Raw genomic sequence first — 23097 nt, forward strand, 5'->3', positions numbered from 1 at the left:
GATAAGTGCCGGAGCAGCGGCTCGGGATGGCAGGGTGGCGGGCATGCCACGACAGCGGGCCGCACTTCCTGCGGCGCTCCACGACTCCACGTTCACCGTCGCGCAGGCGACCGCGCGAGGGGTGAGCCGCAAACGCTTGCGCGCGCCCGATCTGATCACGCCGTTGCGCGGGACGCGACTGACGCCGCAGGGCGACGGCCTGGTCGCTCGCTGTCGCGCATACGCTCTGCATCGCGGGCTCGACTTCGCCTTCAGCCACACCACCGCGGCCACGCTCTACGGGGCACCGCTGCCGCACGTGGACGAGCGAATCCATGTGAGTGTGCGTGCGCCCGGCCGGGCTCCGACGATCGGTGGCTTCGCCGGGCACAAGCTCACACGGTGGGAGACGTGGACGATCGGCGACCTCCCGGTGACAACACCGGAGCAGACCTGGCTCGACCTCGCGCAGCTGCTCCACCGGGATGCGCTGGTCGTGGTGGGTGACTTCCTCATCGGAGGGGACGAACCGCTCACCGATCGCCTCGCCCTGGCCCGCGCGATCGCGGCGTCCCCCGGGCGCCGGGGTATCGCTCGTGCCAAGGAAGCGCTCGAGTCGATCCGGACGGGCTCGGAGTCTCCGGGTGAGTCGCGGCTCCGGTTGATCCTGGCGGATGCCGGGCTCCCGATCCCCTTGCTCAACCACGAACTCCGGGACGACTCGGGGATGTTCGTCGCCCGGATCGACCTGGCCTATCCACGTGAACGCATCGCCCTGGAGTACGAGGGTGACATCCACCGCGTCGACCGGCAGACCTGGCGCAAGGATATCCGCCGACGCGAACGCGTGGAGGACCTCGGCTGGCGGATGATCCACGTCACCGCGGACGACGTCCACAGACCCGCAGAGCTGGTCCAGCGCATCCGATGGCTGATCGAGGGGCACGTAAACGCCCCTACAACGCGGTTTTAGGGGCGTTTACGTGCCCCTCGGCGGGTGGAGGGTGGTGGGGGCGCCGAAGGCGGCGGCGGCGGCGCGCATGGCGGCCTCGGCGCTCGCGACCGTGATGAGGCTGTTGCCCGCGACGATGTGGAGGCCGTAGGCGTCCTCCAGGGCGACCAGGTTCATGGCCAGCGTCTCGACGGGGAGTGCCGGCGCGAAGACGCCCGCCGCGGCGCCGCGCTCCAAGATGCCGGTGTAGGTCGCGAGCTGGCGCAGGTACATCCGCTCGACCAGCTCGTCGTGCAGCGTGGAGGTGCCGGCGAGCACGTCGAACTCGTAGAGCAGGCGCATGAGGGCGTCGTCCGGGCCGCTCGGCAGGCCCTCCCGGATGGCGGCGGCGAGTTGCAGTTGCGGCTCCGGGATGCCGGCGACCACGGCGTCCCGGTGGTCGCAGAACCGTTCCAGGCCGGCGCGGTGGGCCTCCACCAGGAGCTGGTCGAGGTCCTCGTAGTAGTAGAGGATCGCGCCGCGCGTGAGCCCCGCCTTCGCCGCGACGTCGGCCAGTGAGAGCGAGCGGAGGCCGCGCTCGCCGACCGCGCTGAGCGCCGCCTCGATGAGGTCGGCGCGACGCTCATCCTGCTTCTTCGGCCGTGCCATGAGTCGACCCTACCGGCGCGCGGCGGACGGGATCGCTTGACACCTTCCGCGGGGGCGTGGCACACTCGTGGAATTCTTTGACGCAAGTGTCAAAGAATTCTCCTCACCGTCGATGGGACCACCGTGACCGCAGCTCAGACCGCCGACCTCCTCCTCACCGGAGCCCGGGTCAGGACCTTCGACGACGCGCAGCCGTGGGCCGAGGCCGTGGGTGTGACGGAGGGCCGGATCAGCTATGTTGGGCCGGTCGCGGACGCCCCCGCCGCCCGCGAGACCCGCGACCTCGGCGGCGCCCTCGTCACGCCAGGCATCATCGACAGCCACAACCACCTCCTGCTCGGCTTCGACCCGGACGCGGTGAGCCTGGAAGGCGCCGAGACCCTCGAGGAGGTGCGCCGCCGCATCCGCGAGCTCGCCGGGCGCCGCCCGGACCTCGACTGGATCTGCGCCGAGAACGCCGTCTACTCGATCGTGCCGGGCCGCCGCCCGAACGCCGCCGACCTGGCGGGGCTCACCGACCGCCCGGTGTTCGTCACCACCTACGACCAGCACTCGGTCTGGCTCAACGACGCGGCCCTGCGCGCGCTCGGCATCGCGGGCGGCGGCGACATCCCGTGGGGCCGTCCGGAGCGGGACGACGACGGCCGGCCGACCGGCTGGGTCACCGACTTCTACACGAGCGCCATGACGACCGCGGGGCTCGCCGGTCTGCAGCGCGACATCCCGCTGTACTCGCCCGAGCGCCGCTACCGCCGTCTGCTCGGCAGCCTCGCGCTCGCCACGGCGTCGGGGATCACCACCGTGGTCGAGCCGCAGGTCCCGCTCGCGGAGGTCGGCCTCCTCGACCGGGCGCGCGAGCGCGGGCTGCTCAGCTCGCGGGTGATCGCGGCGCTGTTCCACCCGATCGACGCGGACGCCGCGTTCCGGCGCGAGCTGCGGGAGGCCGTCGACGGCGCGACGACCGACGAGCGGCTGCGCTTCGGCCCGGTCAAGCTCTACGCGGACGACGTGATCGAGCCGCACACCGCATGGATGCTCGACGACTACGCGAACCGCCCCGGCCACCGCGGCCACCCCAGCGCCCCGATCGGCGAGCTGACCCGCATCGTCACCGAGCTCGACCGGCTCGGCTTCCAGACCCACACCCATGCGACCGGCGACGGCGGCATCCGCCTCGCCCTCGACGCGATCGAGGCCGCCGCGCGCACCAACGGCACCCGCGACCGCCGGCACGGGATCGTGCACGTCGAATGCCTGCACCCCGACGACCTCCCCCGCTTCGCCGCCCTCGGCGTCACGGCCGCGATGCAGCCGCGGCACTGCTCGCCCGACCTCGTCGCGGGCACCTGGATGGAGAACGTCGGCGAGCAGCGCTGGGACCGCGCCTGGCGTCTGCGCTCGCTCATGGAGTCGGGCGCGCACGTGGCGCTGTCCAGCGACTGGCAGGTGGGCGAGATGGACCCGCTCGTCGGGTTCTACTCGGCCCTCACCCGCGCGGGGCTCGATGGTCGGGACGCCTGGACTCCTGCCGAGCGGATCGGCCTGGACGACGCGATCCGCGGCTACACCCGCGAGGGGGCGTGGGCGTGGCACGCGGAGGGCGACCTCGGTGTCCTGCGCGTGGGCGCGCGCGCCGATGTCGTCGCGTGGTCTGCGGACCTCTACGAGCACGAGGGCGACCCGGCCGCGCTGCTGGAGCAGCAGGCGGCGCTGACGGTGGTCGGGGGCGAGGTCGTGCACGACGCCGACCGGGACGCGGCGGCGCCGGAGCAGTTCGGGGCGCTCGCGCACTGCTCGGCGGCAGGGCACTAGGCCCGGCCGCTTACACCCACCCGTTCCTCTCCCACTGCAGCGAAAGGATCCACCCGATGTCCCAGCTCGATCCAGCCATCTCCCCCGCCCGCTCCGCCGAGACCGTCGACGACCTCCAGGCCGCCGGCCTCCGACGCAGCCTCACCCTGCGCCACATCGTCTTCCTCGGCCTCGCCTACATGGCGCCGCTCGCGGTCTTCGACACCTTCGGGATCGTCGCCGACATCACGCACGGGCACGTCCCGCTGTCGTACCTGCTGGTGCTGGTCGCCGTGCTCATCACCGCGCTCAGCTACGCCAAGATGGTCCGCTTCTACCCGCGCGCCGGCTCGGCGTACACATACACCCGCGAGGCGATCAACCCGCACCTCGGTTTCCTGGTCGGCTGGGCGGCGACGCTCGACTACCTGCTGCTGCCGATGATCAACGCGCTGCTCTCCGCCATCTATATGACGGCGGCGTTCCCCGAGGTGCCGTCGTGGGTGTGGATCCTCTCCACCATCGCCGTCTGCACCGCGCTGAACCTGACCGGCGTGCGGATCGCGGCCAAGGTCAACGTGATCCTGGTCGTCATCCAGGTGGTCGTGGCCGTCGCCTTCGTCGGGCTGACGATCAAGAACATCGTGGAGGGCGCGAACGGCGCGCACTTCTCGGTCGCGCCGTTCTTCTCGCCCGGGATCGACGCGGGCGCCATCGCGTCGGGCGCGGCGATCCTGGCGCTGTCGTTCCTCGGCTTCGACGCGGTGAGCACGCTCGCGGAGGAGGCCGAGCACCCGCGGCGGGACATCCCGCGCGCCATCCTGATCATCGTCGGGGTCGCCGGCCTGTTCTTCGTGAGCGTCACCTACGTGATGCAGGTGCTGTTCCCGGACGTGTCGACGGTCGGCAACATCGTCGGAGCGTCCCCGGAGATCGCGAAGTACATCGGCGGCGCGGCGTTCCAGGCGCTCTTCATCGGCGGCTACATGGTGGCGGTGCTCGGCTGCGGGATCACGCAGCAGATGAGCGCGGCGCGCCTCCTGTTCGCGATGGGCCGCGACGGCGCGCTGCCGCGACGGTTCTTCGGGCGGCTCAACACGGCGGGCGTCCCGGCCGGCAACGTGCTGCTCATCGCGGCGCTGGCGTGCTCGGCCGTCTTCCTCGACCTCAGCCGCGCGGCCTCCCTCATCAACTTCGGCGCGTTCGTGGCGTTCGTCTTCGTCAACCTGTCGGTGATCTTCACCTACATCCGGTTCGTGAAGCAGCGCGGCTGGCGCCCGGCCCTCGGCTTCGTGGTGCTGCCGGCGCTCGGGGTGGCGGTCAACGTCGCCCTCTGGTTCAGCCTGGAGCCGAGCGCGATGGTCGTCGGCGGGGTCTGGGTCGCGCTCGGGCTGGGCTACCTGCTGTGGCGGACGCGGCTCTTCCGCGTCGCGCCTCCCGCGCTCTCCGGCCCCGTCGACCAGCCCTGATCAGCATCGAGGGGCACGTCGTTGTCGTTTCGGAGGCCCGAAAGTGACAACGACGTGCCCCTCGCGCGTGGTGGGAGTGGGGCGCGGCGGTCAGGCCTCGGGGGCGGGCTGGGGGACGAGGCGGCGCCGGCGCCGCGGGAGCGCGGCGATCACGAGCCCGGCGAGCGCGAGCCCCGCGCTCAGGTACAGGCCCGGGCGGTAGTGCGCGAGCTGCTCAGCGAGCCCCGCCGCGCCTCCCGTCGCCGGCGCGGAGCCTCCCGCGATCAGCGCTGTCGTGACCGCCAGCGCGAGCGCGCCGCCCACCTGGGAGCTGGTCTGCACGAGCCCGGCCGCGAGGCCCTGCTCGTCGTTGTGGACACCCGTCGTCGCCTGCACCTGGATCGCAGGGAAGCCGATCCCGAAGCCGACGCCGAGCAGCACGACGGGCGGCAGCACGTCCAGCCAGTAGACCGGGGTGGTGCCGAGCCGGAGGAACAGCAGGTAGCCGGCGGAGAGCGACCCCAGGCCGACGATGATCAGCACGGTCGGCCCGAAGCGGTCGATCAGGCGGTCCGTGAACGGAGCGCTCGCGACGACCACCAGCCCGGTCGGCAGCAGCGCGAGCGCCATGCCGAGCGGTGACCAGCCGAGGACGTCCTGCAGGTAGAGCGTGAGCACGAACTGGAACGACACGTACGAGCCGAACAGGGTGATGGCGGTGAGGTTCGCCCGCAGCACCGACGCGACCCGGAAGATCCCGAACCGGACGAGCGGATGCCGCACCCGCAGCTCCAGGATCACGAACGCGGCGAGCAGCGCTCCTGCAATGACGAAGCCGAGCACGGTCGGCAGCGAGCCCCACCCGGCGCCGGGCGCGGAGACCACCGTGTAGACGAGGAGCAGCATCCCGGCCGCCAGCAGGATCGCGCCGAGCACGTCGTGGCCGGCGCCCCGCTCCCTGGCGTCCTTGGGAACGAACAGGAAGCCGAGCACCAGGGCGAGAACGGCGAGCGGAACGGAGAAGAGGAAGGTCCAGCGCCAGCTCAGCGACGTCATCAGGCCGCTCATGATCAGGCCGAGCGAGAAGCCGCTCGCCGCGAACGTCGTAAAGATGGAGATGGCCTTGTTGCGCTGCGGCCCCTCCTCGAAGTTGGTCGTGATCAGCGAGAACGCGGCGGGAGCGGTGAAGGCGGCCGCGACGCCCTTGACGAACCGGCTGGCGATGAGGAGGCCCGCGTCCATCGAGAGGCCACCGGCGAGGGAGGCAACGGTGAACACGCTCAGCGCGACGAGGAGCACCGTGCGGCGGCCGAGGAGGTCGGCCAGGCGCCCGCCGAGCAGCAGGAGGCTGCCGTAGCCGAGCACGTAGCCCGACACGATCCACTGCAGCGCGCCCGGCTGCAGGCCGAGCTCTTTGCCGATCGAGGGGAGGGCGACGCCCACCATCGACACGTCGAGGCCGTCGAGGGCGATGACGATGCAGGTCGCGAAGAGCAGCAGCCAGCGGGCGCGGCTCCAGCGGATGGCCGGGGTGGACTTCGAGGGCGGCGACGGCCGGACGGCGGGGCGGGAGGTGGTGTCGGAGTTCAGCACGAGGGCAAGTCTATGACACGGAATAGATTGTCTCAGCAAAGTATGCACATTCATGTAGCTCGCAAGAAAGCGAGCGTATCATTGCACCCGTGAACGAACCGGTCGACGTCTCGGCCCGCTGGCGCGAGCTGCAGGGCCTCTACCTGAGCACCGCCGCGGAGCTGGAGCGCACCCTCCAGCAGAGCCACCAGCTCGGCCTGAGCGAGTACGAGGTGCTCGACCTCGTCGCCGGCTACGCGAACGAGTCGTGCACCATGCGCAACCTGGTCGACCTCACCCCGATGACCCAGAGCGCGCTCTCCCGGATCGTGGAGCGCCTGGTCAAGGCCGGGCTGGTCGAGCGCAACACCTGCGACTACGACCGGCGCGCCCTGTTCGTCGGCATCACCGCCGACGGCGCGCGCGTGCACGACAACGCCAAGCGCGAGTACGACGGGCTGCTGGAGCGGGCGTTCGCAGGAGCGGCGTCCGGCGCCTGAGACGACGAAAGGCGGAGCCCGTCCGGACTCCGCCCCGCGTCTGCCGACTCGCCGTCAGTCGCCGGCGAGCTGCGCCTTGTAGTCGGAGATCGCCTGGTTCGCGGCAGTCGTCGCGTCGGTGAGTGCCTCCTGCATGCTCTTCGAGCCGGAGAACGCTGCCTGCATCTGCGGGATCATCGCCGTGCGGATGGCGCTGAAGGCTCCCGTGAAGCAGCCGTTGCTGGCCGGCACGTCGGCGACGTTCTTGACCTCGTCGATCGCGACCTGGGCGACCGGGTGGGAGGCCAGGTAGTCCTTGCGCGCCGACGAGTTCTCCAGCGCGGTGTTCGCCGGGACGTAGCCGGTCGCCTCGCTGAACGTCGCCTGCGAGGCCGGGGAGGCGAGGAAGGAGATCAGCTTCCATCCGGCGACCTGCTGCGCCGGGGTGGCCTGGTTGCTCAGCCACATGGCCGAGCCGCCGACGACGGTGCCTGCCTTCGAGGCGGGCGCGGACAGCGGGAACGGCAGGGCGACGTACGGGAACGTCGTGCTGTTCGCGACCGAGGCGGCGACGGCCGACGAGTTGAACATCATCGCGGTCTTGCCGGCCGCGAACGCGGTGACGGCGTTGTTGTTGTCCGTGCCGACGTCGAGTCCGGCGCCCGCCTTGTAGATGCCGGCCATCGTGGAGAACGCCTTCACCTGCGACGGCTGCTGGAAGCTGACCTTGTCGGCGCTCTTCGTCCCGCGGCCGTTCTCCGGCGTGCAGTACAGGTTGCCGCTGGTGGCGGTGAGCTGCTCGAACCACCAGTCGTCGAACGCCTCCGCGATGCCGGGGACGCCGGTGGCGTCCTTGATCTTCGTCGCGGCGGCGGCGAGGCCGTCGAGCGTCTTCAGCGAGGAGGTCTCCACGCCCGCCTTCTGCAGCAGGTCGGTGTTGACGAACAGCAGCGGCGTGGACATGTTCATCGGGACGGCGACCAGCTTGCCGTCCACGCTGTAGTAGCGCTTGCCGGCGGGGGCGAGCTGGCTGAGCTTGAGGTCGCCCGGGTTGGCCGCGGCCATCGCCTCGGGGGACACGCTGCGTTTGACGTCGTAGAGGAAGCCGGAGGAGATGTCGTTGCTGAGGGTGACGGTCGGGGTCGACTTGTCGCGCAGCGACGCCGTGTACTTGGCCAGGAGGTCGGCGTAGGAGCCCTGCGCGCTCGTGTCGACCTTGATCTTGCCGGCGTTCTCGGTGTTGAACTCGTCGATGAGCGACTGGAGGGCCTGTGCGTTGATGCCGCCGAGGCCGTGCCAGAAGCTGATCTCGGTGATGCCCTTGGCGTTCGCCAGTGCGGAGGGGCCGGGAGCGCCGGAGGCGGACGGCGTGGAGGGCGCGTCGGCGCCGGCGCTGCAGCCGGCCAGCGAGAGCAGGAGGAGCGCGGCGGCTCCCAGGGTGACGGATCTCTTCATTGCGGTGCGTTCACTTTCTCTCTGGGTGGTGGTGGGTTCAGCGGAGGACGCCACGCGACATGCCCGAGAGGAGGAACCTCTGGCTGACGATGACGAGGATGACGGTCGGCAGGAGCACGAGTGCGGTGCCGGCGAAGACGGCCGCCGGCGCCGTGGACTCCGAGGACACGAGCTGGGAGAGCCCGACCTGCACGGTGCGGTTGACCGGGCTGTCGGTGATGAGCAGCGGCCAGAAGAAGCCGTTCCAGGCGAACAGCGCGCTCCACATGATCGCGGTGGTGACCTGGGTGCGGCAGGCGGGCAGCACGACGAGAAGCAGCGTGCGGAAGTCGCCGCAGCCGTCCAGCCGGCTGGCCTCCCAGATCTCCCGCGGCAGCGAGGCGAACGCCTGACGGAGCAGGAAGATCGGGTAGCCGAACGCGAGGTACGGGATGATGATGCCGAAGACTGTGTCCCGCAGGCCCAGGCTGCTGACGAGCTGGTAGTTCGGCACCACCAGGCTCTCGCCGGGGATGGCGAGCGTCGCGATCACGAGCGCGAAGGCGATCCCGCGTCCCCGCCACTTCGGGAACACCAGCGCGTAGGCCGCGAGGGCGGACGTGACGAGCTGCCCCAGCGTCTGCAGCACCATCACGACGATGCTGGTCAGGTACTGCTGCCCGAGCGGGATCGCAGTGAGCGCCGCGGTGAAGTTGTCCAGCGTGAAGTCGCTGGGCGGCGGGAAGAGCCCGCTGCGGACGAACGCGCCGGTGCGGAAGAAGCCGCTCACGAACGTGAGATAGATCGGGAACGCGATCAACACCGCGAGCACGAGCAGGAGGAGCAGGCGCGGGAGGTCGGCGGCGCGCAGGCGCGGACGGCGGGGGCGGCGCGGACGCGGAAGGTCGGCGGTTCGCGGGCCCGGAGGCGCGGTGCGGGTGACGGAGCCGGTGGCGCTCATGCGGTGACCCTCCTGTTGACGAAGCGGAACTGGAGCCAGGTGATCAGCGCGACGATCAGCACCAGGACGACGGCGACCACGGAGGCCCGGCCGTAGTCGGGCGTCCCCTGGCCGAACGCGTACATGTAGAGCTGGTAGACGAGCGTCGTGGTGCCGCCCGCGGGGCCGCCTCCCGTGAGGATGCGCACCTGGGTGAACGTCTGCAGGCCCGAGATGGTCTGGGTGACCAGCAGGAAGAACAGGCTCGGGCTGAGCAGCGGGATGAGGAGCGAGCGCACGAACCGCATCCCGGAGGCCCCGTCGAGCTCCGCGGCCTCGATGACCTCCGGCGGGAGGGTGCGCATGGCGGCCGCGAGCACGAGGAAGGCGAAGCCGAGCTCGTACCAGGCCGTGGTCAGGGCGATCGTGAAGATCGCCCAGCCCGGTTGCTGCAGCCAGGGGACGGCGCCGATCCCGGCGTGCGCGAGGATCTGGTTGACCACGCCGGCCGCCGGGGCGAACATCCCGGAGAAGATCGCCGATGCGGACGCGGCGGAGAACGCGAACGGGAGCGAGAAGACCACGCGGAAGACGCCGCGGCCCGGAATCCATTTGCGGAGCAGGATGACCGCGGAGAGCGCGACGCCGACGGACATGGCCATCGACAGTCCGGCGATCAGGATCGTGGTGCCGACGACCTGCCAGAACGACGGCTGCCCGAGCAGCCTCGCGTAGTTCTGGAGCCCGACGAAGCGGGTCGGGTCGCCGAACAGGTCGGTGCCGAACAGGCTGAGCCGCACCCCGGTGACCAGCGGGCCGTAGAGGAAGACGGCGATGAGGACCGCCGCGGGGAGCAGCATCCACGGGCCGATGCCGGCCCGGATGCCGCTGCGGGCGCGGCGCCCCGGTGCTGTCGTCTGTGTCATCTCACTCCTGCCCGCGTCATTACGGGAACGTTCCCGGTTTGATGGAAAGTACCAGAGGGAGCGATGCTCCGCAACGCGGAGGCGGTCGGCGCGACCCTGGTGGTGTTTGCTAATCTACAGAGCATTCGGGAACGTTCCCGGTGACGCGGGGTAACGCCTGGGTGAACAAATCGTGCGATCAGGGAGGGTGCAATGCGGACCGAGGCGAGTGGAACTCCGGCGTCGATCGCGCGTCCCCGCATCGCGCCGCCCGATGCGACATCCCCGGCGATCATCGGCCACCGCGGCGCCAGCGGCTACCGGCCCGAGCACACCACGGCCGCCTACGAGCTTGCCTTCGCCCTCGGCGCGGACGCCGTGGAGCCCGACATCGTCGCCACCCGCGACGGTGTGCTCGTCCTCCGCCACGACGCCGAGATCTCGACCACCACCGACGTCGCCTCCCGGCCGGAGTTCGCCGCGCTGCGCACCACGAAGGAGATCGACGGCGCCGTGCTCGACGGCTGGTTCACCGAGGACTTCACGTGGCGCCAACTCGCCACGCTGCGCTGCGTCGAGCGGCTGGACGCGCTGCGGCCGCTCAGCGCAACGTTCGACTCCCTGCACGGCATCCTGCGTCTGCGCGACCTGCTCGGCCTCGTCTCGGCCGCCTCCGAACGGCACGGGCGCGAGCTCGGGATCGTCGCGGAGCTCAAGCACGCCACTTACTTCGAGTCGCTCGGGCTTCCGCTGGACGAGCTGTTCCTCGCCGAGCTGGCCGCGGCCGACTGGGACCGGGGGGCGCCGCTGGCCGTCGAGAGCTTCGAGCAGGACGTCCTGCTCTCGCTCGCCGCGCGCGGGCTCGACGCCGACCTGGTCTACCTCGTGGAGGCGCACGGGGCTCCCGCCGACCGGGTCGCCCGGTCCGGGTCGCTGGCGCGCAGCTACGACGACGACGTGACCGACGCGGGGCTCGTCGAGCTCGCCGCCTCCGGGCTCACCGGCGTCAGCGTCGACCTGTCACGGATGCTCCGGACGAACCGGGAGGGCGCCCTGGCCGCGACCGACATCGCGCGCCGGGCCGGTGCCGCGGGGCTGCAGACGTACTGCTGGACGCTGCGTCCCGAGAACGAGTTCCTGCCGCCGTCCGCACGCCTGGGCGCGGCGCCCGGCACACCCGGCGATTGGCGGCGCGTCTTCGAGCCGGTCATGCGCAGCGGGGTCGCCGCGGTCTTCGCCGACCATCCCGACCTCGCGGCGAGCGTGCGGGAGGCGGCGCTCGGCGAATAGGCTGGCGCCGACCCCGTCCCTCCTCGCCGCCCAGGGAGCCCACGTGCCACGCGAGCGCACCAGACCACCCACGATCATCGACGTGGCGAAGGCGGCCGGCGTCTCGAAGTCCGCGGTCTCCCGTGCCCTGCTCGGCCAGGGCGAGGTGAGCGAGAGCGTGCGGCAGCGCGTCGTCGAGGCGGCCGACCAGCTCGGCTACGTCGCCAACGCGATGGCGCGCGGCCTCGTCTCCGAGCGCACCAAGACACTCGGCGTCGTCCTGCACGATGTGACCGACCCGTTCGCGGGCTACCTGCACGTGGCGATGCAGACTCGCGCGACCGAGCTCGGCTACTCCGTCGTCACGGCGACCAACCCGGGCGACCTGACCCTCGACAACGCGCTCACGGCGCTGCGGACGCTGATCTCGCTGCAGGTCGACGGCCTCCTGGTCTGCTCGGCGCGGTTCCCGTCCGAGCAGGTGCTTCCGTTCGTCGACCGCCTCCCCGTGGTCGCGGCCGGTCGTCGCGAGACCGCGCTCTCCAGCGTCTGTGTGGACGACCGCGACGGCGGCGAACGCCTCGCCGGCCACCTCCTGGGGCTCGGCCACCGCACGGTCGCGGTGATCCTCGTGGACGGCGCCTACTCGTACAGCCAGCACCTGCGCGGCGTGGCCATGATCGCCCGGCTCCGCGAGGGCGGCGCGACCGTGATCGTGCGGGAGGTCGCCACCAACGCCGACGTGCGGGCCGTGCTGCCGGACCTCGTCGGCCTGCCGGACCTCACCGCCATCATGTGCCCGAACGACCGCACCCAGGTCGCCGTCATGGAGTACTGCCGGGCGGCGGACGTGGACGTGCCGGGCCGGCTCTCGGTGACCGGGTTCGACGGGATCGGCCCTCTCACGACCTCCCTGCTGGAGCTGACGACGTTCCGCCAGCCCATCGAGAAGATCGGCCGCGCCGCGGTGGAGCTGATGATCGACGCGATCGAGGAGGGCGCGGGGGAGCCGGGCCAGATCCTGATGCGCGGGGAGCTCGTGCCGGGCGCGACGGTCGCCGCCGCGCGCTGAGCGCGTTCTCGAGCACTGTCTAGTCCTCGGACTCGGTCGGCCACCAGCGGCTGCCGACCACCTTCGGATCGAGGCTGAGCCGCTGCACCGCGCGCTCGAGCACGCCCGGCAATCCCGGATCGGCCGAGCTGACCCGGGCGATGACGGTCACGCGCGAGTGCGGCCCGGGGGCGCTGTCCACCGAGTGCAGCACCAGGTCGGGCCGGTCGACGGCGTGGAGGACGAGCGCCCGGACGCGGGACTCGCTCTTCTCGGTCGTCTCGGCCTCCAGCGTGAAGTCGCCGAGCTCCTCGGCATCCTCGGTGTCCGCCGGGTCTTCGGCCCAGCGCCGGGTGCGGCGGTTGACGAAGGAGCTGACCGGGCGCAGCAGGATGTTCGTCCCCACGATGCCGGCCGCGCCGACCACGGCCATGAGCAGGCTGCCCGCTCCGGCGAGCGAGCCGACAGCGGCGGCGCACCAGAGCGTCGCGGCGGTGGTCAGCCCGCGGATGTTGAAGCCGTCGCGCAGGATCACTCCCGCGCCGAGGAAGCCGATGCCCGAGACCACCTGCGCCGCCACCCTGGTCGGGTCGGCGTCCGGCCCGGTCAGTCCGACGGAGCCGACGATGACGAACAGCGCGGCGCCCGCGGCGACGAGGGCGTTGGTGCGGATGCCGGCCGTCCGCAGCCGCCACTGCCGCTCGAGCCCGATGGCCGCGCCGAGTGCGATCGCGACCGCGACGCGCACCGCGAGCCCGAGGACCAGCGCAGGATCGTCCATCGTCAGCTCCTTCGATCACGGCGCTCCCGCGCATGCCGGGAACGTTCCCGGCCCACTATACGCACTCCTCACCCACACCGTCGAACGCCGAGGGGCACGTAAACGCCCCTAAAAGCGCGTTTTAGGGGCGTTAACGTGCCCTTCGGCGGTGGCTGGTGGGTGGGGCGGGGGCGCGAATAGCATGGACCCCATGCGCGCGATCGTCCAGGACGAGTTCGGCGACCCGGCACGGGTCCTCAAGGTGGAGGAGCGGCCGCTCCCAGAACCGGGAGCCGGCCAGGTGCGCGTGCGCACGGTCCTCTCGCCCATCCACAACCACGACCTGTGGACCATCCGCGGCACGTACGGTTTCAAACCGGCCCTCCCCGCCGGCTCCGGGACGGAGGCCGTCGGCGTCGTGGACGCGGTCGGCGATGGTGTCACGGCGCTCGCCGTCGGGCAGCGCGTCGTCACCGGCGGCACGTTCGGCGTCTGGGCGGAGGCCTTCGTCGCGCCGGCCGGGGCGCTCATCCCCGTGCCGGACGGGCTGAGCGACGAGGTGGCCTCCCAGCTCGTCGCAATGCCGTTCAGCGCGCTCAGCCTGCTCGACTACCTCGACGTGAAGCCGGGGGAGGTCATCCTGCAGAACGCGGCGAACGGCGCGGTCGGGCGGCTGCTCGCGCAGTTCGCGGCGACCCGCGACGAGAAGGTCATCGGGCTCGTGCGCCGGCAGCACGATGCCGACGCACTGGCGGCGCAGGGCATCCCGAACCTGGTCGCGACCGGCGCCGACGGCTGGCGCGAGCGCGTGCGCGCCCTCGCGGACGGCGCGCCGATCGCGGTGGCGGTCGACTCGATCGGCGGCGAGGCGAGCGGCGACCTCCTGGCGCTCGTCTCGGAGGGCGGCACGCTGGTGTCGTTCGGCTCCACCGGGGGCGAGCCGATGCGGCTGTCGTCCGGTGACCTCATCTTCAAGCAGGCCGTGGTCAAGGGCTTCTGGGGCAGCAAGGTGAGCTCCTCGATGGAGCCGGGCAAGCGCGCGGAACTCTTCGGCGAGCTGATCCGCGCCGCCGCGACGGGAGCGATCACGCTGCCGGTGGAGGCCGTGTTCGGGTTCGACCAGGTGCGGGAGGCCGTGGAGGTCGCCACCCGCTCCGGCCGCACCGGCAAGGTGCTGCTGCGCCCCTGAGACGCGCCGCGGACGTCGCGACACGCCGTGATCGTGTCGCCCGGATTGGGGGACAGATTCGTGTCCTCCAAATGACCCACAGAACGGTCTTTCTGGTTATGCTCGGCGTGACGCATCGCAGCGTCGCAGTTACAGCCTTTCGCACCGACCCGACGCAAGCTGAAGGACGTACCATGAACCCGACATTCGGTACCACTGTTGACCCCGAAAAGGCCGCGGAGCGCGCGCACGTGCTCCTCGAGTCCGAGATCACCGCCCGCCTCGACGCGGTCCGCGACCTCGCCAAGCGGCTGAACGACCTGGACACCGCCATCGCCGACTACCTCGCCGCCTGGCAGACCGCGCAGCGCGCGGGCTGGACGGAGGGCACGCTCTCCGACATCGGCCTCCGCGCCCCCGAGTCGCTGCCCGCCCCGAGCGGACGACGCTCCGTGGACTCCGCTGAGGCCGGCGCACCCGCCGCCCCGGCCACGTCCTCCTCGCCCGCGCTCGCCCCGGTCGTCGCTCTGACCCCGCCGCCCGCGCACGTGCCGTCGCCCGTCGTCTCGGCCCCGGCCTTCGGCCAGTCGCCGACGCTCGGCTCGGTGTCGTCGCTGCCGACCGGCTCCTCGTCGGTCGTCACCACGCCTTCGCACTGAGCCGCGCGCGGCAGCTCGCGCCGCGCAGCACCTCAGCACACCGCTACACAGCACACCGCACCACAGCACATGGCTCCGCCCAGACCCGGGACAGCCACGTCTACCCGAAGGACACGTCTGTGAACCAGCACACCTCCTACAACCGCGCCCACGACGACGCGCAGCGGCTCGCCCGCCGCCACGAACGCGACCTGCACTGGGCCAAGGAACGCCGCCGCCAGCAGGAGCGGGAGATCGTCGCGGCCTCCGCGCTGCTCGCCTCGAGCCCGTGGGCGCTCGCCCGCCGCACCGTGCTGGTCTCGGGCTCACTGCTGGCGGCGGTCGCCGTGGCCGCGGGCTTCGCGGTGGCGGCGCACCTCCCGGCCGGCTGGCTGCTCCTCGCGGACGCGGTGGCGGTCGCGGTCGCGGTGGCCGTGCTGATCTGCGCGACGGTCGCGCTGGCGGGCCTCCGCGCCCGCCGCGCAGCCGCACGCGACCTGGTGCACTCGCACGACGCCCGCCTGTCGCACACGCAGTACCACATCAACGAGAGCGTCCACACGTTCATCGACGCTCACGTGGAGGTCGTCAACACCCGCCCGGCGAAGGTCGCCTGAGAGACGCGCCACGATTCTCCGTGGTCTCTTAGAGGTTGCTGAGCCGAAAAGTGCTTGACTGAGACGTCCCCCCGAAAGGAGACCCGTCTCGTGAAGCCCGCCCAGCTCCGCATCCCCCGACACTGGATCGTCTGGACCGTCGTCCTGTTCGTCCTGACCTTCGCGCTCGGCTTCGCCGCAAAGTGGGTCGTCGCCCTCCGCTTCGAGTCGCTGGACGCCGCGGTCAACAAAGTGAACTCCTCGCTGCTCGACAAGGTCGCCCTGCTGCTGGACCAGCTCGACAGGCCGACGATCGTCGCGGTCATCCTGGTGATCACGTTCGTGATCCTGTTGTTCGTGAAGGGCTGGAGGCTCGCCCTCGGCGCCGTCCTCGTCACCGGCCTCGGCTGGCTCACCACGCTGATCGTGAAGGCCGTCGTCGCCCAGCCGCGCCCGACGACCGCCGGCCTGACCCACCTGCTGCACGTGAACCCGGCGACGCTCAGCTACCCGAGCGGGCACGTGGTGTTCGCCGCTGCGCTAGTGACGGCACTCGCGATGGTGTGCCGGGGCACGCTCGCCCGCACGATCGTGATCGTGGTGGGCGCGGTCTTCGTCGCCGTCGTGATGTGGTCGCGCCTGTACGTCGGCGTCCACTACGGGACCGACGTGATCGGCGGCGTGCTCAACGGCGTCGCCGGAGTCCTGCTGTTCGCCGGGCTCTGGAACCTCGTCGCCGCGCGCGTGTTCGCCGGGAGCGGGCGCCGCGTCGCGGCCTAGCGCCGACACCTCCACCGAAGCCCCGCAGCGATCCGATCGCCGCGGGGCTTCGTCGTTCACGCACCGTTCGTCACACGTTCGAGCTAACAGCGGTTACACTTCCTGATGACTCCCTCGGAAGGACACCCGTGAACTCACTCGCGTTGTTCATCGCCGTCTTCCTGGCGTGCCTGGTCGAAGCCGTCGAGGCGACCACGATCGTGCTCGCCGCCGGCGCCACCCGCAACTGGCGTTCCGCGCTGACGGGGACGGTGGTCGGCGTGCTCGTGCTCGCCGTCATCGTCGCCATCGTCGGCCCGGCGATCACGCTCATCCCACTCGGCTTCCTCCGGCTGGTCGTCGGCGGCCTGCTGCTGGTCTTCGGCATGCAGTGGATCCGCAAGGCCGTGCTGCGCGCCAGCGGCTTCAAGGCCCTGCACGACGAGACGCTCATCTACCAGCGGGAGGTGGAGGAGGCGCGCGCGGCTCGCAAGGAGAGCCGCCTCGGTGTGAGCGACTGGTACGCCTTCACGCTGTCGTTCAAAGCGGTGCTGCTGGAGGGACTGGAGGTCGTCTTCATCGTCCTCACCTTCGGCGCGAACCAGAAGCAGATCGGGCTGGCCTCCCTCGGCGCCGCCGCGGCGATCGTCGTGGTGGTCCTCATCGGCGCGGCGGTGCGTGCACCGCTGTCACGCGTACCGGAGAACACCCTGAAGTTCGTCGTCGGCGTCATGCTGACCTCGTTCGGACTGTTCTGGGGCGCGGAGGGCGCCGGAGCGGTCTGGCCGGGATCCGACCTCGCACTGCTGGTGCTCATCCCGGCCGTCGCGGTGTTCGCGCTGCTGCTCGTCGGCGTCCTGCGCCGCCGCAAGGCAGCACAGCTCCGTCGCGACGAGCCGGCGCCGGTGCTCGTCGCGACGACCGTCGACGGCCACGGACACGAGACGGAGGCTGCTGCGACGCCCGCCCCCGCTCCCGCCGCTCAGCCGCAGCGGCAGAACGCGGTCGTCCGCGGACTGCGCTCGTTCGGGATGTTCTGGTGGGACTTCATTGTGGGCGACGACTGGCAGATCGCCGCGGGCACGGCGGTCGCGCTCGCGATCACGTTCGCGGTCAGCGGCTGGCCGGGCGCCTGGGTGGTCATGCCGCTCGCCGTGCTGATCCTCATCCCGTACGGCATCCGGCGCGCGCTGCGCTGAGTTCTGAGCCGGAGCTGCGCTGAGAGGTCAGTGCCCCTCCGGCTCCTCCGCATACACGCGTGCGGCGTACTCCTCCAGGGCCGCGGCGCACGACGCCACAGCCTCCTCCGCCTCGGCGCGCTTCGGCGCTCCGAAGCGGTCGCGGGTCTGCACCTTCTCCAGCCAGTTGACCAGCTTGGTGTGGTCGACCTCGTTCTCCTCCAGCTCGGCGTAGCTGAAGTGCGACTCGGTGTACTCCTTCTCGAGCTCGCGGAGGAAGCCCTGGCACCGGTCGATGATCTCCTCGTACTCGTCGGTGCGGGCGTCCTGGAACGCCAAGACGATGCCGGCCTCGCCCGCGAGGACCTCCGACCGCAGCAGCGCCGCCGTGCCGCCGAGCTCCAGGATCTCGTGCCGCAGCTTGCGCAGCGCCCGCTCGCTCGCGACGTCGTCGGGGAGCGCGGCGACCGAGTTCTGGAGGTAGATCGCGCCGAGCGCCTTCAGCCGCCGCCACACCGTGGCCCGCAGCCGGGTGGGCTCGGACGGCACCCGGTAGACGAGCACGATCCACCCCGTCGCGGTGCGTTCGGCGGACTCGGCGTCGTCGGTCATCCACCAATCCTAGGAGGCCCGGCCGAGCGCTACTCCTCGATCACGACCGCCCGCAACGGCGCCCCGTCGCCTCCCGCGATCGGCAGCGGCAGCCCCACGAACCGCGGTGCGCGCGCCGTGACCAGGTCGAGTCGGGTGAGGTTCTCGATGATGAGCCCGCCCGCGCCGAGGAACACGTCGTGGAACGGCAGGGCAGGGGCAGGGTCATCGGCCACGGTCTCGTCCGGGTTGAGCGCGTCGACGCCGACCACGGTCACGCCGGCGTCGAGCAGCGCGGAGGCGATCCCGGCGTCCAGGAACGGGTGGTCGAGGTAGCCGGGTTCGTCGAACTGCGCCGACCAGCCCGTGCGGAACAGCACGATGTCGCCCGGCTCGGCCTCCCGCAGCGCCTCGCGCACGTCCTCCACGCCGATCCGCGTGCGCGGCGCGAGGCCGCTCACGTCGACGACGCGCGCCGGCCCGACCAGCCGGCCGAGGTCGACGGCGTCGATGGTCGCGCCGCCCTGGACCGTGTGGGAGGGCGCGTCGATGTGCGTGCCGGTGTGGCTGCCGAGCTCCAGGCGCAGCACGCTCACCCCGGCCTCCGCGATCGTCACGGCCGGTTCCACGCGCACGTCCAGGTCGCCGGGGAAGACCGTCATGCCGCTGCGGATCGGGTGGCTCAGGTCGATCACCCTCATCCGTCACTCCTCTGCATCGGGGTCCTCCCGCGGCGACAGGTGCTCGTGCACGCAGATCCACGCGCCGTCGCGGCGCTGCATGACGATGGTCTCGCGCTCCCGCACGGTCGTGCGACCGTCGCCGTCGGCGAGTTCGGTCTCCACGTCGTGCGTGAAGACGGCGACGTCCTCGCCGGCGAACTGCACGCGCCGTGCCGTCGAGCGGCAGCCGAGCACCTGGAAGCCGTCGCGCTCCCAGCCGTCCCACGCCGCCTCGTACTCGGCGCGCGACTCCAGCCGGACGGGGTGGGTGTGCAGGACGAAGCTGGCGTCGTCGGCGAAGCCGGAGAAGTAGGCGTCGCGGCGGTGGCTGCCGAAGTCGTCGACGATCCGGTCGACCGCGGCGAGGACGTCCTGCTCGCTCATGCTCCGGCCTCCTGCTCGAAGGTGTGCCCATCCAGCGGCCGGCCCTTCGCCCGGCGCGCGTGCGCACGGGCCGCCGCCGACCGCTCGTCCAGGTGGATGGGCGGCACGACCGCGTCGGCCGAGCGCACGCCGCGGGGGCCCTCCGGGCCGAACACGTAGCGCGGCTCCGGGAAGATCGCGAGCAGCGTCCCGTACAGGACGCCGGCCACGACCACGCTCGACAGCAGGCTCAGGTCGATGCCGCCGGCGAGGTCCGCGAACTCATCAGCTCGCTCGCCTGCGGCCTCATCGGAGGCTTGATCGTCGTAGGACCCGCCCTCGCAAGCCCGAGCTGACGCGCCACGCACGATTCAGAGTCCGCGAGGCCTGCCCACAGCGAGAGGTCCCGCCCAAATAGGATTACGCGCATGCAGACGCCCGGCCCGCTTGGATACAACTCAAATCGCGATCGGCCCTATTTGATCAGAGGCCGCGACGACGTGAACAACTCCCGAGAGCAAGCCTTCATGGTCGCAATGCGGCGAGATGAAGCAAGCGAGAATTCATGGGACTGGTTCCGCTATGACGCACTGGTCGGCACGCTAATCCACCTGGGCGCAATCCTGATTGAGGAGCAACGGTTCAGCGAAGCGGGCAAGACCCTGGCTGAGGCGCTCAACCTGCTGCGCCTCTTCGCACCGTCACATCCTGGGAGCGCAGTACTCAAGGATCAAAACCGCGTACATGAATCCATATGCCTCTACAACGGCGCTGTGCTCTTTCTGGAGTACCCCGCAGGCTCACCAGGTCCAGACAAGCGCCTAGTGGGTCTGAACCTGCTGCGAGAAGCGTTGAGCATTCATGACTCAGCGAGCGGGACCGTACGCGAGCGCGAACTCTACACAAGGACGGACGAAACACTGGCCCGAGTGCGGTCGCTCGCATAGACGCGCTTCCGCGGGGCGGTTTCTGGTTACCGCTCGCGCGTGAGCGGTTACCACTGCCTACATGTTGGCCTGTAGCCACTTCGCCACGTCGTCGGGGATGTTGAATGCGGCCCAGTTGTCCGAGGTCACGTCAACCACGACCACCGAGTCGTTCGAGTCGACGCGGCTCATTACGCCGTCTCGAAGCTGTGCTGCCGTGAACGATGTCCTGACGAAGAAGCTGCTCTTTAGCGGCTTCGCCCAGGATTGGTGCGACTTTAGATAGTCGATGAGCTTTGAGTAGTCCTGGCCGGACTTGTTCAGGTCGTAGTTCACCCAATGGACTGCCATGGAATCCTCCGATGCCGAATGTGATTGCGACTAGACAGTATGGGCACCTGCTGACATTCCCTCGGCTTATTCGCCAGAAGGGATGCGTCGATATATTCGACCCATGTCGCCTGCTGATTCCTCCGCCCTCGCTGCCTGGGCGGCCGCGGGTGTCGCCGCGCTCTTTGGGATCACCGGCTTTGTGGTCGGGCTTGTCGGACTGCGCCACGCACGACAGGCCAAGGAAGCCGCGGCGGCCGCCAACTTGATCGCGAAAGACGCCAACAGCATCTCAAAGCAAGCGAACACCCTGTCGGAGGAATCCAACGGCATCGCTCGCGAAGCAAATGAAATCTCCGGTCGAGTTGCGGCGAGAAGTGACGAACAACACGACGTCGACTGGGATTGGCGCTTTGATTCGGACCACGAAGATATGGTCAAGATTCAGAACATTGGCAAGAACACAGCACACGAAACCGTCGTGCAGTTCATGTTCCGCGAGGTCACCGAAGCCAACAAGCTTCCGATGGTCGTAGTCGGACGCGAGACTATCCGTTTCCAAATACCTACGCTGGCCGAGGCCATCCAAAAGGAGAGGGCAGACCGCGAAAGCCATGCCTCCAACCCTGCGAGGCTCGTCATTCCTTGGACTCCCAGGCGGTATCGATTCCGCCTCCGAGTCACGTGGCGCACGGAACTCGGCACCCCGAAGCAATATGACAGCGACTGGACGCTCAGGTATCTACCTGACTGAGAGTTTCTTCGGGGGACTGACGCGCCCCGCGGAAACGGGTGAGCGCGAGCGATGCTGCTGACTATAGGTTTATCCCCATGTCCGACGTGCGTCCCGTTCGCTTCACCACCGCTGGCAAGGTCGAGGCTGAGTGCTGGGTTGGCACAATCAGCGACGTCGAGCACCTCGTGCGGGTCTGTCGTGAGCTTCGTTCTCACATCGAGGACGGGATTGTCACTCGCTTCAACGCGGAATCCGCAACACGGCGCGCGAAATTCGATGCCGAGCGCTACCAATTCCATGAGGATGACGAACACGAAGCTCGCTGGGAGAAGGAGGAAACCCACCTGCGCGCGGAGTTGCTGGAGTCCGCGCGGCTTCAGATGTCGGTGGAGAGTGGGAAGTGGGAGGCGAGGCTTAGCGGGGACCCCGAGGACGTGATCAGAGAAATCGACGATCCCGAAGACGTGAAGACGATCACGCTATCGGTTGGAACTACACCGAACTGGCGGCTTAGAGATCGGAACTCGCTTCTTGTTCGCGTCAATAAGTATGGCGCAGTGGCGGAACTCAGCGGGCACGAGAGCAATTGGATCGCGCTGGCAAGCGGAAAGTTCAACGAAGAGTTCAAGCGAACCAAGCCTTGGTATGCGTGGACTCGCAACCCCTGGGGCGTGATGATCGTTCTCGGCGTCCCTATCGGGGTCTTGAGTCTTGCGCTCAACCTCTACTTGACCTCGCTCAAGATAAATATCGTCACTGCATCGGTGTTCGTAGTGCTCGTGGCGTTCTTCGTTACCATCGGGGCGTTCAAACTGGCCCAGTTCCTAACTCCGCGGTTCCGCCTCTATCCATCAACTCACGTGCTCAAGTCAGGGCGAGCGATCGCACTCTCCGGCGCGGCCTGGGTCTTATCGGTCGTCGTGATCCCCGTGCTGATTGGCATGCTCCCGCATTAGTTCGTCGGGCGACCAATAGGCTGACCGCATGAAGGTCTTTATCAGTTGGTCGGGGCCGCGTAGCAAGCAGCTTGCCGAGGCGCTTCAAGAGTGGATCCACAACGTCATCCAGTCAGTTGAGTGCTTCTATTCGAGCGACGACATCCGTGCAGGTCAGCGGTGGAACACGGAAATCAACACTCAACTTGCTTCCACTGACTTCGGCCTGTTGTGTGTGACGCCGGAAAACATCAGCGCGCCGTGGCTGAACTTCGAGGCCGGCGCGCTGTCAAAGAAGGTGGATGAAAGTCGGGTTGTTCCGATCACTCTTGGCTTCTCGCCGTCGCGCCTCGAAGACCCCTTGAAGCAGTTCAACGGCGTTGAAGCCAACCAGGCCGGGATGAAGAAGCTCATCGCTTCAATTGCTGAGGCTGCAAAAACCCAGATCGACCTGGACCTGACGTTTGACTTGTGGTGGCCCAGGCTCGAAGCCGAGATCGAGGCGATTCCGGATGCAGGCGACAGTGTTGCGTTGCCTGAGCCACCAGACCCCGCCGAACAACTGGCAGAGATTCTCGGGATAGTGCGCGGCATCTCGCATGAAATCAAGGCGGTCGGTCACGAAAGACGTGTGCGTGAAGCGCGATTGAACGCCATCAACGGAATAGTTGGAGATGACTCCAGCCTGCGAAGTCTTGCGGATCTCAATAGCCGCATCGCTTCTCTCCGCCACTGGAGCTTGCCTGGGGGGTCGGTGGCAGAAGCCGTCTCCAAGCTCCAAGAGGTGGACATCGCCGTTAGGTTGCTCCGTGAAATTGAGGAAAAAGAAGAGCGCTTGAGGGAGGCTTCAGGCGAACCGACTGCGGCAATCGAAGACGACGATGACGAGTCCGATCCTGAGTAGACCTCTGTGATGCGCAATTGTGC

26 protein-coding genes are annotated in these 23097 nt (G+C 69.5%); 15 read left to right on the forward strand and 11 right to left on the reverse strand.

Going from position 1 to position 23097, the window contains the following annotated elements; translation table 11 throughout:
* Window positions 1–43 precede the first annotated feature (43 nt).
* Window positions 44–952 carry a hypothetical protein gene (locus ACFQ9V_RS05340; RefSeq protein ID WP_382458185.1) on the forward strand — a complete coding sequence of 303 codons (909 nt, stop codon included), beginning with the start codon at window positions 44–46 and terminating at the stop codon, window positions 950–952.
* A gap of 6 nt (window positions 953–958) precedes the next feature.
* Here the strand turns inward: ACFQ9V_RS05340 and ACFQ9V_RS05345 are convergent, their stop codons facing one another.
* Window positions 959–1579, reverse strand: a complete 621-nt coding sequence (locus ACFQ9V_RS05345; RefSeq protein ID WP_382458127.1) for a TetR/AcrR family transcriptional regulator — start codon at window positions 1577–1579, stop codon at window positions 959–961.
* A gap of 123 nt (window positions 1580–1702) precedes the next feature.
* Here ACFQ9V_RS05345 and ACFQ9V_RS05350 point away from each other — a divergent pair, with 123 nt between their 5' ends.
* Together ACFQ9V_RS05350 and ACFQ9V_RS05355 are read left to right on the forward strand one after the other, a co-directional pair.
* Entirely contained in the window at window positions 1703–3391 is a 1689-nt protein-coding gene (locus tag ACFQ9V_RS05350; RefSeq protein ID WP_382458128.1) for an amidohydrolase, read from the forward strand.
* 56 nt (window positions 3392–3447) lie between these two features.
* On the forward strand, window positions 3448–4839 hold the full coding sequence (locus ACFQ9V_RS05355; RefSeq protein WP_382458129.1) for an APC family permease: 1392 nt from the start codon (window positions 3448–3450) through the stop codon (window positions 4837–4839).
* A 90-nt stretch (window positions 4840–4929) separates the two neighbouring features.
* Here ACFQ9V_RS05355 and ACFQ9V_RS05360 read toward each other — a convergent pair whose 3' ends face one another.
* Window positions 4930–6411, reverse strand: a complete 1482-nt coding sequence (locus tag ACFQ9V_RS05360) for an MFS transporter (protein WP_382458130.1) — start codon at window positions 6409–6411, stop codon at window positions 4930–4932.
* Window positions 6412–6500: 89 nt separating this feature from the next.
* Here ACFQ9V_RS05360 and ACFQ9V_RS05365 point away from each other — a divergent pair, with 89 nt between their 5' ends.
* Window positions 6501–6890 carry a MarR family winged helix-turn-helix transcriptional regulator gene (locus ACFQ9V_RS05365; RefSeq protein ID WP_382458131.1) on the forward strand — a complete coding sequence of 130 codons (390 nt, stop codon included), beginning with the start codon at window positions 6501–6503 and terminating at the stop codon, window positions 6888–6890.
* A 54-nt stretch (window positions 6891–6944) separates the two neighbouring features.
* Here the strand turns inward: ACFQ9V_RS05365 and ACFQ9V_RS05370 are convergent, their stop codons facing one another.
* The 3 genes from ACFQ9V_RS05370 to ACFQ9V_RS05380 are packed head-to-tail and all read right to left on the reverse strand — an operon-like array spanning window position 6945 to window position 10169.
* Window positions 6945–8324 carry an ABC transporter substrate-binding protein gene (locus ACFQ9V_RS05370; protein WP_382458132.1) on the reverse strand — a complete coding sequence of 460 codons (1380 nt, stop codon included), beginning with the start codon at window positions 8322–8324 and terminating at the stop codon, window positions 6945–6947.
* Window positions 8325–8361: 37 nt separating this feature from the next.
* Window positions 8362–9264 (reverse strand): carbohydrate ABC transporter permease, encoded by a 903-nt coding sequence (locus tag ACFQ9V_RS05375; RefSeq protein ID WP_382458133.1) that lies wholly within the window; start codon window positions 9262–9264, stop codon window positions 8362–8364.
* Window positions 9261–10169: a carbohydrate ABC transporter permease gene (locus tag ACFQ9V_RS05380; protein WP_382458134.1), complete on the reverse strand. Its 909-nt coding sequence runs from the start codon at window positions 10167–10169 to the stop codon at window positions 9261–9263. The genes ACFQ9V_RS05375 and ACFQ9V_RS05380 overlap by 4 nt, the downstream gene beginning before the upstream one ends.
* Before the next feature lie 192 nt (window positions 10170–10361).
* On the opposite strand from ACFQ9V_RS05380, the gene ACFQ9V_RS05385 reads away from it, so the two are divergent.
* Window positions 10362–11438: a glycerophosphodiester phosphodiesterase family protein gene (locus tag ACFQ9V_RS05385; RefSeq protein ID WP_382458135.1), complete on the forward strand. Its 1077-nt coding sequence runs from the start codon at window positions 10362–10364 to the stop codon at window positions 11436–11438.
* 43 nt (window positions 11439–11481) lie between these two features.
* Complete coding sequence (locus tag ACFQ9V_RS05390; RefSeq protein WP_382458136.1) at window positions 11482–12489, forward strand: LacI family DNA-binding transcriptional regulator; 1008 nt, start codon at window positions 11482–11484, stop codon at window positions 12487–12489.
* A gap of 19 nt (window positions 12490–12508) precedes the next feature.
* Here ACFQ9V_RS05390 and ACFQ9V_RS05395 read toward each other — a convergent pair whose 3' ends face one another.
* Entirely contained in the window at window positions 12509–13249 is a 741-nt protein-coding gene (locus ACFQ9V_RS05395; RefSeq protein WP_382458137.1) for an MgtC/SapB family protein, read from the reverse strand.
* A gap of 190 nt (window positions 13250–13439) precedes the next feature.
* Here ACFQ9V_RS05395 and ACFQ9V_RS05400 point away from each other — a divergent pair, with 190 nt between their 5' ends.
* The 5 genes from ACFQ9V_RS05400 to ACFQ9V_RS05420 all read left to right on the forward strand — a co-directional run bounded on the left by ACFQ9V_RS05400 (window position 13440) and on the right by ACFQ9V_RS05420 (window position 17588).
* Window positions 13440–14417 carry a zinc-binding dehydrogenase gene (locus ACFQ9V_RS05400; RefSeq protein ID WP_382458138.1) on the forward strand — a complete coding sequence of 326 codons (978 nt, stop codon included), beginning with the start codon at window positions 13440–13442 and terminating at the stop codon, window positions 14415–14417.
* 173 nt (window positions 14418–14590) lie between these two features.
* On the forward strand, window positions 14591–15055 hold the full coding sequence (locus ACFQ9V_RS05405) for a hypothetical protein (protein ID WP_382458139.1): 465 nt from the start codon (window positions 14591–14593) through the stop codon (window positions 15053–15055).
* Window positions 15056–15174: 119 nt separating this feature from the next.
* Window positions 15175–15651, forward strand: coding sequence for a hypothetical protein (locus tag ACFQ9V_RS05410; protein WP_382458140.1), 477 nt, complete (start codon window positions 15175–15177; stop codon window positions 15649–15651).
* Between the two features lie 90 nt (window positions 15652–15741).
* On the forward strand, window positions 15742–16410 hold the full coding sequence (locus ACFQ9V_RS05415) for a phosphatase PAP2 family protein (protein WP_382458141.1): 669 nt from the start codon (window positions 15742–15744) through the stop codon (window positions 16408–16410).
* A gap of 128 nt (window positions 16411–16538) precedes the next feature.
* Window positions 16539–17588: a COG4280 domain-containing protein gene (locus tag ACFQ9V_RS05420; protein ID WP_382458142.1), complete on the forward strand. Its 1050-nt coding sequence runs from the start codon at window positions 16539–16541 to the stop codon at window positions 17586–17588.
* 27 nt (window positions 17589–17615) lie between these two features.
* On the opposite strand, the gene ACFQ9V_RS05425 is transcribed toward ACFQ9V_RS05420, so the two are convergent.
* Genes ACFQ9V_RS05425 through ACFQ9V_RS05440 form a run of 4 tightly spaced genes read right to left on the reverse strand, consistent with a single transcriptional unit; the run spans window position 17616 to window position 19611 of the window.
* The gene (locus tag ACFQ9V_RS05425) at window positions 17616–18179 is read right to left on the reverse strand and encodes a Chromate resistance protein ChrB (RefSeq protein ID WP_382458143.1); all 564 of its coding nucleotides are present in this window, start codon (window positions 18177–18179) and stop codon (window positions 17616–17618) included.
* Between the two features lie 29 nt (window positions 18180–18208).
* Window positions 18209–18859: a cyclase family protein gene (locus ACFQ9V_RS05430; RefSeq protein ID WP_382458144.1), complete on the reverse strand. Its 651-nt coding sequence runs from the start codon at window positions 18857–18859 to the stop codon at window positions 18209–18211.
* Between the two features lie 3 nt (window positions 18860–18862).
* Window positions 18863–19264 (reverse strand): nuclear transport factor 2 family protein, encoded by a 402-nt coding sequence (locus ACFQ9V_RS05435; protein ID WP_382458145.1) that lies wholly within the window; start codon window positions 19262–19264, stop codon window positions 18863–18865.
* Window positions 19261–19611, reverse strand: a complete 351-nt coding sequence (locus ACFQ9V_RS05440) for a hypothetical protein (protein WP_382458146.1) — start codon at window positions 19609–19611, stop codon at window positions 19261–19263. Before ACFQ9V_RS05440 ends, ACFQ9V_RS05435 begins: the two co-directional genes overlap by 4 nt.
* A 60-nt stretch (window positions 19612–19671) precedes the next feature.
* Here ACFQ9V_RS05440 and ACFQ9V_RS05445 point away from each other — a divergent pair, with 60 nt between their 5' ends.
* Window positions 19672–20190, forward strand: a complete 519-nt coding sequence (locus ACFQ9V_RS05445; protein ID WP_382458147.1) for a hypothetical protein — start codon at window positions 19672–19674, stop codon at window positions 20188–20190.
* A gap of 57 nt (window positions 20191–20247) precedes the next feature.
* Here ACFQ9V_RS05445 and ACFQ9V_RS05450 read toward each other — a convergent pair whose 3' ends face one another.
* Window positions 20248–20520: a hypothetical protein gene (locus tag ACFQ9V_RS05450; protein ID WP_382458148.1), complete on the reverse strand. Its 273-nt coding sequence runs from the start codon at window positions 20518–20520 to the stop codon at window positions 20248–20250.
* A 103-nt stretch (window positions 20521–20623) separates the two neighbouring features.
* Between ACFQ9V_RS05450 and ACFQ9V_RS05455 the strand changes: the two genes are divergently transcribed.
* The 3 genes from ACFQ9V_RS05455 (at window position 20624) to ACFQ9V_RS05465 (ending at window position 23074) form a co-directional block, all read left to right on the forward strand.
* Complete coding sequence (locus ACFQ9V_RS05455) at window positions 20624–21253, forward strand: hypothetical protein (RefSeq protein WP_382458149.1); 630 nt, start codon at window positions 20624–20626, stop codon at window positions 21251–21253.
* Window positions 21254–21330: 77 nt separating this feature from the next.
* A complete protein-coding gene (locus ACFQ9V_RS05460; protein WP_382458150.1) occupies window positions 21331–22191 on the forward strand; it encodes a hypothetical protein in 861 nt (286 codons plus the stop codon).
* 28 nt (window positions 22192–22219) lie between these two features.
* On the forward strand, window positions 22220–23074 hold the full coding sequence (locus ACFQ9V_RS05465) for a toll/interleukin-1 receptor domain-containing protein (RefSeq protein WP_382458151.1): 855 nt from the start codon (window positions 22220–22222) through the stop codon (window positions 23072–23074).
* Window positions 23075–23097 lie beyond the last annotated feature (23 nt).

The organism is Leifsonia sp. NPDC056665 (genome assembly GCF_042791795.1).
Lineage (GTDB): Bacteria > Actinomycetota > Actinomycetes > Actinomycetales > Microbacteriaceae > Leifsonia.

Coding starts and splice junctions, on each gene's coding strand:
- ACFQ9V_RS05340 (WP_382458185.1), top strand. CDS start 44: ATGCCACGACAGCGGGCCGCACTTCCTGCGGCGCTCCACGACTCCACG.
- ACFQ9V_RS05345 (WP_382458127.1), bottom strand. CDS start 1,579: ATGGCACGGCCGAAGAAGCAGGATGAGCGTCGCGCCGACCTCATCGAG.
- ACFQ9V_RS05355 (WP_382458129.1), top strand. CDS start 3,448: ATGTCCCAGCTCGATCCAGCCATCTCCCCCGCCCGCTCCGCCGAGACC.
- ACFQ9V_RS05370 (WP_382458132.1), bottom strand. CDS start 8,324: ATGAAGAGATCCGTCACCCTGGGAGCCGCCGCGCTCCTCCTGCTCTCG.
- ACFQ9V_RS05375 (WP_382458133.1), bottom strand. CDS start 9,264: ATGAGCGCCACCGGCTCCGTCACCCGCACCGCGCCTCCGGGCCCGCGA.
- ACFQ9V_RS05380 (WP_382458134.1), bottom strand. CDS start 10,169: ATGACACAGACGACAGCACCGGGGCGCCGCGCCCGCAGCGGCATCCGG.
- ACFQ9V_RS05385 (WP_382458135.1), top strand. CDS start 10,362: ATGCGGACCGAGGCGAGTGGAACTCCGGCGTCGATCGCGCGTCCCCGC.
- ACFQ9V_RS05395 (WP_382458137.1), bottom strand. CDS start 13,249: ATGGACGATCCTGCGCTGGTCCTCGGGCTCGCGGTGCGCGTCGCGGTC.
- ACFQ9V_RS05400 (WP_382458138.1), top strand. CDS start 13,440: ATGCGCGCGATCGTCCAGGACGAGTTCGGCGACCCGGCACGGGTCCTC.
- ACFQ9V_RS05405 (WP_382458139.1), top strand. CDS start 14,591: ATGAACCCGACATTCGGTACCACTGTTGACCCCGAAAAGGCCGCGGAG.
- ACFQ9V_RS05425 (WP_382458143.1), bottom strand. CDS start 18,179: ATGACCGACGACGCCGAGTCCGCCGAACGCACCGCGACGGGGTGGATC.
- ACFQ9V_RS05430 (WP_382458144.1), bottom strand. CDS start 18,859: ATGAGGGTGATCGACCTGAGCCACCCGATCCGCAGCGGCATGACGGTC.
- ACFQ9V_RS05435 (WP_382458145.1), bottom strand. CDS start 19,264: ATGAGCGAGCAGGACGTCCTCGCCGCGGTCGACCGGATCGTCGACGAC.
- ACFQ9V_RS05445 (WP_382458147.1), top strand. CDS start 19,672: ATGCAGACGCCCGGCCCGCTTGGATACAACTCAAATCGCGATCGGCCC.
- ACFQ9V_RS05450 (WP_382458148.1), bottom strand. CDS start 20,520: ATGGCAGTCCATTGGGTGAACTACGACCTGAACAAGTCCGGCCAGGAC.
- ACFQ9V_RS05455 (WP_382458149.1), top strand. CDS start 20,624: ATGTCGCCTGCTGATTCCTCCGCCCTCGCTGCCTGGGCGGCCGCGGGT.
- ACFQ9V_RS05460 (WP_382458150.1), top strand. CDS start 21,331: ATGTCCGACGTGCGTCCCGTTCGCTTCACCACCGCTGGCAAGGTCGAG.
- ACFQ9V_RS05465 (WP_382458151.1), top strand. CDS start 22,220: ATGAAGGTCTTTATCAGTTGGTCGGGGCCGCGTAGCAAGCAGCTTGCC.